Raw genomic sequence first — 6,258 nt, 5'->3', positions numbered from 1 at the left:
TTGCCGACTGGCAGCGGTCGAGCGCTTGCGCCCACCGCATTTTTGACCTTTGGGCCTTCGACATCCACGATTTCGAAGATCGTGGCCGGCGCGAGATCGGTTTTATCCCGCGGCCGCTCAAAATGCCCGCCGGGAAGCTGGCGATGGAAGACAGTTCGGTGCACCGCCTGATGGAGCGGACCGAGGCGATCGACGCCGAGATTGGCCTGCCCTTCGCCTGGTTCTTTCTGATGACGCACGGGCACTGGGTCGATCCGGACGTCGGCGATGCGATCGCCGACGGATTGCGTGCCGGCCGCGTGCGCCTGCCAGACCGCGATGCAGCCGTGCTGCTCGCCTGGGCCGACAAAAAATATCTGTTCTGAGCCGCCGTCATGGATCTTCGCCTGCCAAAACCCGCATCCGACCAAAAACTGCGCCGTGCGGAGGCGCTCGATGCGCTGGATTCGGTGCTGCCATTCGACCGGCGCGATTTTCTGGCCGAAATCCTCACCGACGACGATGTCGCCACACTGCGCCATCTCGCCAAAGAAGGCATCGGCGAGAATTCGCTGCGCGCCCTGGCCTCGGATCTCGGTTACCTCGAAGCCTGGTCTCTGGCCGCAACCGGTTTTTCGCTCCCCTGGCCGGCGCCGGAGGCGCTGCTGATAAAATTCGTCGCCCATCACCTGTGGGATCCCGCAAAGCGTGAGACCGACGTTTCGCACGGCATGCCGGAAGACGTGACCGCGGCGTTGAAGTCGGCCAAACTGTTGCGCGTCGATGGACCGCACGCGCCGAACACCGTGCGCCGGCGTCTGTCCAGCTGGTCGACGCTGACCAAATGGCGCGGCCTTAGGGGAAAATTCAACGCGCCGGGACTGCAGAGCGCGATCAAGTTGGCGGTGCGCGCCAGCGCCCGCCCCCGCGGCCGCAAGAGCAAAAAGGCGGTGACCGCCGATATTTTGACCACCCTGCTCAACACCTGCGCGGGCGACCGCCTCGTCGACGTGCGCGACCGCGCCCTTCTCATCACCGCCTTCGCCTCAGGCGGCCGCCGCCGCAGCGAAATTGCTTCGCTCAGGTTCGAGCAGATCGTCGAAGAAGAGCCGGTGCCGGCCGATCCCAAGGCTCCCGACTCTTTGGACAAACTGCCGTGCCTAAAAATCCGGCTCGGCCGGACAAAAACGACACAGGCCGACAGCGACGCCTTCGTGCTGCTGGTTGGCCGGCCGGTTCTGGCCCTGAAAGGCTGGCTCGAACGCGCCGGGATCACAGAGGGCGCCGTGTTTCGCGGCATCGATCGCTGGGGCAATCTCGAAAAACGCGCGCTGACGCCGCAAGCGGTCAATCTGATCCTCAAGCGCCGCGCCGCCGAGGCCGGGCTCGATCCGGCGCTGTTTTCCGCCCACGGTCTGCGCTCCGGCTATCTCACCGAAACTGCCCGTCGCGGCATTCCGCTGCCCGAAGCCATGCAGCAGTCGCAGCATCGTTCGGTGCAACAGGCGTCGAACTACTACAACGACGCGGAACGGACGCTCGGAAGGGCGGCAAGGATCATCGTTTAAGAAACCCGGACCGCCGCTTGGCGGCAAAGTCCACCATCTCGCACAAAAGATCAGCGTCAGGGGTCTTCACCACGAGCGTGCGCCGGTTCATCGTGTCATACCGTGGGTGCTTCAAATCAGGTTGGTGTGCGCAACCCGCCCCTGCCGGCGAACGTCAATGCCCGCCGCTACGCCGCTCGCTACAGCGTCGTTGAGGGCGCGTTCGCGAGCGGCTTCGTCCGACTATACAATGCGGCGGGGCACGGTCGAGAACAGCTCACGGTGCCGACCTCTGATGCGTTGGCTCCACGCCAATCCATATGGGACGCCGAACGACAATGCCCGTCAGCTTCAAAGACATACTGTTAGCTTTCGAATTCGTCAGTTCCGGGGGCACGGGAGAACATCAGGCCTTTCTGTGCAAGCAGTCAGGCACGCTCTACTGGCAGTCCGAATTCACTGGTGATTTGGACGAATTGCCGCATGATATCGACGACAGCGACAAATACGTCCAAATCCCTGACAAGAGAGAACTCGAGCTGGGCAAGCCGCTAGCGTTGGATTTCGCCCGCGAATTCCTGCCAGACGACGTCGGTGACGTTCGAGAAATCTTCAGCAAAAGAGGTGCGTACGCCAGATTCAAGGACCTGTTGCAGCGAAGGGGTGCACTCGATCAATGGTACGATTTCGAAGCGAATGCGCAGGAAACAGCGTTGAGGATGTGGTGCGATCTCAATTCGATGGACGTCGGTGACTGATATCGGCCCCTCACATCCTGCGCCCCCCGCTATCTCACTGAAGTTCCCGACGCGACGCGGCTGTCCCGAAGCATGCAGCAGTCGCGGCACCCGCCGTTCAGCAGCCCTCGATCTATTACAATGACGCGGAACGGTCGCTCGGACGGGCCGCGCGGTGATCACATAGGACCAAGCCGATTGATGTTCCAGTCAGTGAGACGCTGCAGGTGAAGCGCGCGTTTCGTCGACCTCACGATTTTCCGCAGATAGGGCTCGCAGCACAGCTTCCGGCTCTCGCTCCATGATACGAAGCAGCGTGCGCGCAGCGCCACTGGGCTGCCTCTTCCCCTGCTCCCACTTCTTGTAGCCGGACGGGCTGGTCCCGAGCACGGTCGCCATCTGGTCCTGTGTAAGGTCCAGCTTCTTGCGGATCGACTTCGCATCAACTGTGCCGATATCAACCGCGTGCACCTGCATTCCCGGAACGTCCTTACCCTGAGCGTGAGCCAGCGCCTCGGACATTGCCTGGATCAGGTCCGCTCCAAACTTCGTCATCTCGCTCATATCTTGCTCCTGTTCGCTGCCTTGATCGCTTTCGCGAATGCGGCTACAGCCTTGGCCTCTTCCGGCTTCAAATCGGTCTTCTCGTTCTTTCCATACGCCAGAAGGGCATAAATCGGCGCCTCATCGCTGTACCAGTAGTAAATCACGCGGGCTCCACCGCGCTTGCCCTTTCCTTTGGCGGCGAAACGCAATTTGCGAACACCACCCGCACCGGGAATTTCGTCACCCGCCTGGGGGTTGGCCGCCAGGAAATCAATCAGTTCCCTGCGCTCCTCTTCGGTGAAAAGTTCAGCGGCCTGCTTGATGAAGAGCGGTGTCTCGGCGACCGTCTGCATGCTGCTCCTATAACCCATTGGGTTAGTAAGTGGCTTGCGCATCGGGAAAAGTCAAGCAGTGTTTCGCGACTCTTGTTGCCGCCAAGCGCCTCCAAACGATCGTTTGCTGATATCTTCGGTGTTTGTACAACCGCCCTTCCCGATGCTGAGAGACGCCGCAAATGGCCCGTGAGGCGCAAGATCGACGCTCCGGTCGACCACAGGGCCGGCAAATCGGCTACGCGCGCGTGTCGACGGACGAACAAGCGACGGAAGCGCAGGAAATTGAGCTGCGGTCGGCCGGCTGTGACGTCGTCGTTCAGGAACATGGATCCGGTGCGTCGAGAGCCCGCCCTGCCCTATTGCGGTTGATCAGCGAGATCGGCGCCGGCGATGTCCTGGTCGTTGTGCGTCTCGATCGTCTCGCGCGCTCGGTCAGCCATCTTCTTCAGGTGATCGAGGATCTGACCGAGAAGGGCGCGCATTTCCGATCTCTCCGAGATCCGATCGACACGTCGACGCCACAGGGCATGTTTTCGCTGCAGGTACTCGGCGCCGTTGCCCAGCTCGAGCGTGCGTTGATTTCGGAGCGGACCAAGGCGGGCATCATCGCTGCACGATCGAAGGGGCGGCTGCCGGGCAATCCTGGTATCCGGGAGCGCAGGCCCGAAGCCCTGGCGAAGATGACCGCGGTGCAAAAGGCAGCCTATGGCCGACGGCTACAATCAACGATGAACCAGTGGCTTCCGACGGTCCGCCGGATGCGACCAGACCACAACTGGGACGATATCGCTCGGATCCTGAAGCAGCGCGGCCTCGACTGGACGCCCGAACGACTGCGGCGGGCAGTGAGATGGCTCGTCACCGAGCACCTGGCCGAATCCACACTGCTGAAGCGGGCGTCTCCGCAACCTCCCGAAGATCGCCTGATGACCCTCGTGGCAGGGATTTCGCAGTCCAACCCAGACCTATCGCTACGCGACATGGCCGGCCAGCTCGAGCGCCTGCATGAGCGTACCCCACGAGGGAGCGCAAAATGGTCGGCCTCATCAGTCAAGAACCTGCTCGATCGAGCCCGGCGGCTTGGTCTCGTCGCCGAACCACCCGCGAGCTGACCGAGGTACAAGGACGTCATCCGCTGCAGAACAGTCCTCAGTTGACGGTCCGCGGCTGCCGCTCACCGTCCCCAAGCCGCTTGTATGCGGCCCAGGCGACCGCTGGAACAGCGCTGTCAGCCCGCGCCAGCCACGCCGCACGATCGGATTCGGCAAGTGAGTTCCACCATACCATTCCGGCGGCTTCATCGGGCGTCGGTTCCCGGTCGTGTTCGCTTTTCATGCCCACGATGCTCTCATAAGACGCTCTTCCCGACAAGCGCTTCAGCGACCGCCCAAGTCCCATAGGGCGGATCAAAACCGGCGCGCCTCATCATGATCTGCGCCCCGGCTTGTCGAGGCTGCGGCGCAACGCATCACTGATTTCCAGTCGGGATTCGGTGCGCACAATCTTGCCCGCCGTCTCCAACTCGACGGCAGCGGCTTCAGCTCCGGTTCCGGTCGTCTTCGACGCGTCAAGCTTGGCCCGCAACAAGGCCATCACCATCGGCCAGACCGAGAACTTTCCGGCCTTTGCCCGGTCCGTCAGGCTGCGCAGGTAGCCGCCGGCGCTGTTGATCTGGTCCTGCCGCTGGTAAATCGCGGCAATGGTAATCGCCGCCTGCTGCTCACCCATTTCAGTTCGGGCCTCCTCCCAGGCGCTCGGGCTGATGCCCATGGCCGGCCGGGCAACCTCGGCCGCGGCCAGAAAGTCACGCCAGTTGCGGATTCCGCCGCCGCCCTTCACCAGCCAAAGCGTATTCGGGCAGGCATCCAGCACGATTCCTAACGGCAGCTCCCGCTTCGGCAGGCTCCGTACGTTGTCGGTGTCCGCAACGTTGCCGCCCGCTTCATCTTTATTTCCTGGGCCACTTTCAGATTCAAATTTAGAGTCTGGTTTTGAATTCTGTATGTGGCGTCCATTTCGGGACTCATTGGCGTCCATTTTCTGCGTTTTTACAAATGATTCCAATGCCTCACGCACTTCAGCCCAAAGGCCTTCAAGCTCCTCGGCAATCGCCTCGAAGGTCTGTCTGGGTGCGGTGCGTGGTATCTGGCCGACAATCGCCTGGTAGGCCTGCTGGACCCTGCCCCAGTTCGCCGGCACGCCTTCCTCAATGCCGGCATCGATCATCTTGACGATGTCACGCCGGCATATGGTTAGCCGCTCCTTAACGAGCCGTAAGGCCTTCTTCTCAGATCTGACCGCTTCCGCAAGATCCTTGAACTCCTCAACGCGCGCGACAATCGGCGAGAGGTCGAAGCCATAGGCTTGCTCGATCTCGCCGCCCTGCCCTTTCCGGGCGAAGCGCTTGCCATTCGGGCTATCCCGACGGATGATCAAGCCGCACTCCACCAGGACGGCCAGGTGCCGCCGCAACGTCGTTGGCGGCATTCCGTTGGCGCGGCGGATCAGCTGCTCGTTGGATGGCCAGACGATCAGCTCGCCGTCGGCATAAAGCGCCGTGTCCGGATGGAACGACAACAGCGCGTCGAGAATGGCCAAAGCACGATCAGTGGCGCCCAGAGCGACCCTGGCGTCCTTGATGTCTTGGAAGACGTGCCATTTGTGGACGGTCACGTCCTTCGACACCGCCCTTGCGGTGACTTGGCTTGAGATCATGCCAAGCGTCATCCGCCGCCGCCCGAAGGGCGTCGTTGAAAAATGCGTTTCCATTGTCTTCACCTGTGTTCAGGCAAAAGAAATCCGCTCGCCAAAACGGCGCTGGGCTCGATCAGCCCTTGACGGTGATTCCCGGAAATGCGATTCTCTCAGCTGCGACACTACAGAGAAGGGCTTCCGGAATTCGTTTCGGTGGCCTTTTTCTTTTGCGGCTTCGTACTTTTCTTACATCTGCTCCGTCTTCTGGAACTCTTGATAAAAGCGTTCTAGGTGTTCCGAGAGATACGCCCCAAACCGAGACGCGTCCTGGGCCTTGAGTGCCAAGGTAAAGCCCTTCCCGGTATCCTTTGATGCGACTTTCACGGCATTACCCGCAAGTGACCAAGACCTTTCCGCAGG

At 61.4% G+C, this 6,258-nt stretch carries 6 protein-coding genes and 1 pseudogene; 4 read left to right on the top strand and 3 right to left on the bottom strand.

What is annotated here, in order from left to right; all coding sequences use genetic code 11:
- The 3 genes and pseudogenes from EOC94_RS32715 to EOC94_RS32705 all read left to right on the top strand — a co-directional run.
- Window positions 1–365 (top strand): annotated as a pseudogene (locus tag EOC94_RS32715) (hypothetical protein); the annotation flags it as partial.
- 9 nt (window positions 366–374) lie between these two features.
- Window positions 375–1,547 (top strand): site-specific integrase, encoded by a 1,173-nt coding sequence (locus EOC94_RS32710; protein ID WP_127295712.1) that lies wholly within the window; start codon window positions 375–377, stop codon window positions 1,545–1,547.
- Window positions 1,548–1,864: 317 nt separating this feature from the next.
- Window positions 1,865–2,284 carry a hypothetical protein gene (locus EOC94_RS32705; protein WP_127295710.1) on the top strand — a complete coding sequence of 140 codons (420 nt, stop codon included), beginning with the start codon at window positions 1,865–1,867 and terminating at the stop codon, window positions 2,282–2,284.
- Between the two features lie 189 nt (window positions 2,285–2,473).
- Here the strand turns inward: EOC94_RS32705 and EOC94_RS32700 are convergent, their stop codons facing one another.
- Window positions 2,474–2,827, bottom strand: a complete 354-nt coding sequence (locus tag EOC94_RS32700) for a helix-turn-helix domain-containing protein (protein ID WP_127295708.1) — start codon at window positions 2,825–2,827, stop codon at window positions 2,474–2,476.
- The gene (locus EOC94_RS32695) at window positions 2,824–3,162 is read right to left on the bottom strand and encodes a type II toxin-antitoxin system RelE/ParE family toxin (protein WP_127295706.1); all 339 of its coding nucleotides are present in this window, start codon (window positions 3,160–3,162) and stop codon (window positions 2,824–2,826) included. Before EOC94_RS32695 ends, EOC94_RS32700 begins: the two co-directional genes overlap by 4 nt.
- A gap of 161 nt (window positions 3,163–3,323) precedes the next feature.
- Between EOC94_RS32695 and EOC94_RS32690 the strand changes: the two genes are divergently transcribed.
- The gene (locus EOC94_RS32690) at window positions 3,324–4,256 is read left to right on the top strand and encodes a recombinase family protein (protein WP_127295704.1); all 933 of its coding nucleotides are present in this window, start codon (window positions 3,324–3,326) and stop codon (window positions 4,254–4,256) included.
- 313 nt (window positions 4,257–4,569) lie between these two features.
- Here EOC94_RS32690 and repC read toward each other — a convergent pair whose 3' ends face one another.
- A complete protein-coding gene (gene repC, locus EOC94_RS32685; protein ID WP_127295702.1) occupies window positions 4,570–5,913 on the bottom strand; it encodes a plasmid replication protein RepC in 1,344 nt (447 codons plus the stop codon).
- Window positions 5,914–6,258: the final 345 nt, after the last annotated feature.

This window comes from Mesorhizobium sp. M6A.T.Ce.TU.016.01.1.1 (assembly GCF_003997065.1).
GTDB lineage: Bacteria > Pseudomonadota > Alphaproteobacteria > Rhizobiales > Rhizobiaceae > Mesorhizobium > Mesorhizobium mediterraneum.
This window is presented reverse-complemented; position numbering and strand designations above follow the sequence as displayed.

Excerpts from the sequence above, each read along its gene's own strand:
- EOC94_RS32710 (WP_127295712.1), top strand. The coding sequence starts at position 375 with ATGGATCTTCGCCTGCCAAAACCCGCATCCGACCAAAAACTGCGCCGT.
- EOC94_RS32705 (WP_127295710.1), top strand. The coding sequence starts at position 1,865 with ATGCCCGTCAGCTTCAAAGACATACTGTTAGCTTTCGAATTCGTCAGT.
- EOC94_RS32700 (WP_127295708.1), bottom strand. The coding sequence starts at position 2,827 with ATGAGCGAGATGACGAAGTTTGGAGCGGACCTGATCCAGGCAATGTCC.
- EOC94_RS32695 (WP_127295706.1), bottom strand. The coding sequence starts at position 3,162 with ATGCAGACGGTCGCCGAGACACCGCTCTTCATCAAGCAGGCCGCTGAA.
- EOC94_RS32690 (WP_127295704.1), top strand. The coding sequence starts at position 3,324 with ATGGCCCGTGAGGCGCAAGATCGACGCTCCGGTCGACCACAGGGCCGG.
- repC (WP_127295702.1), bottom strand. The coding sequence starts at position 5,913 with ATGGAAACGCATTTTTCAACGACGCCCTTCGGGCGGCGGCGGATGACG.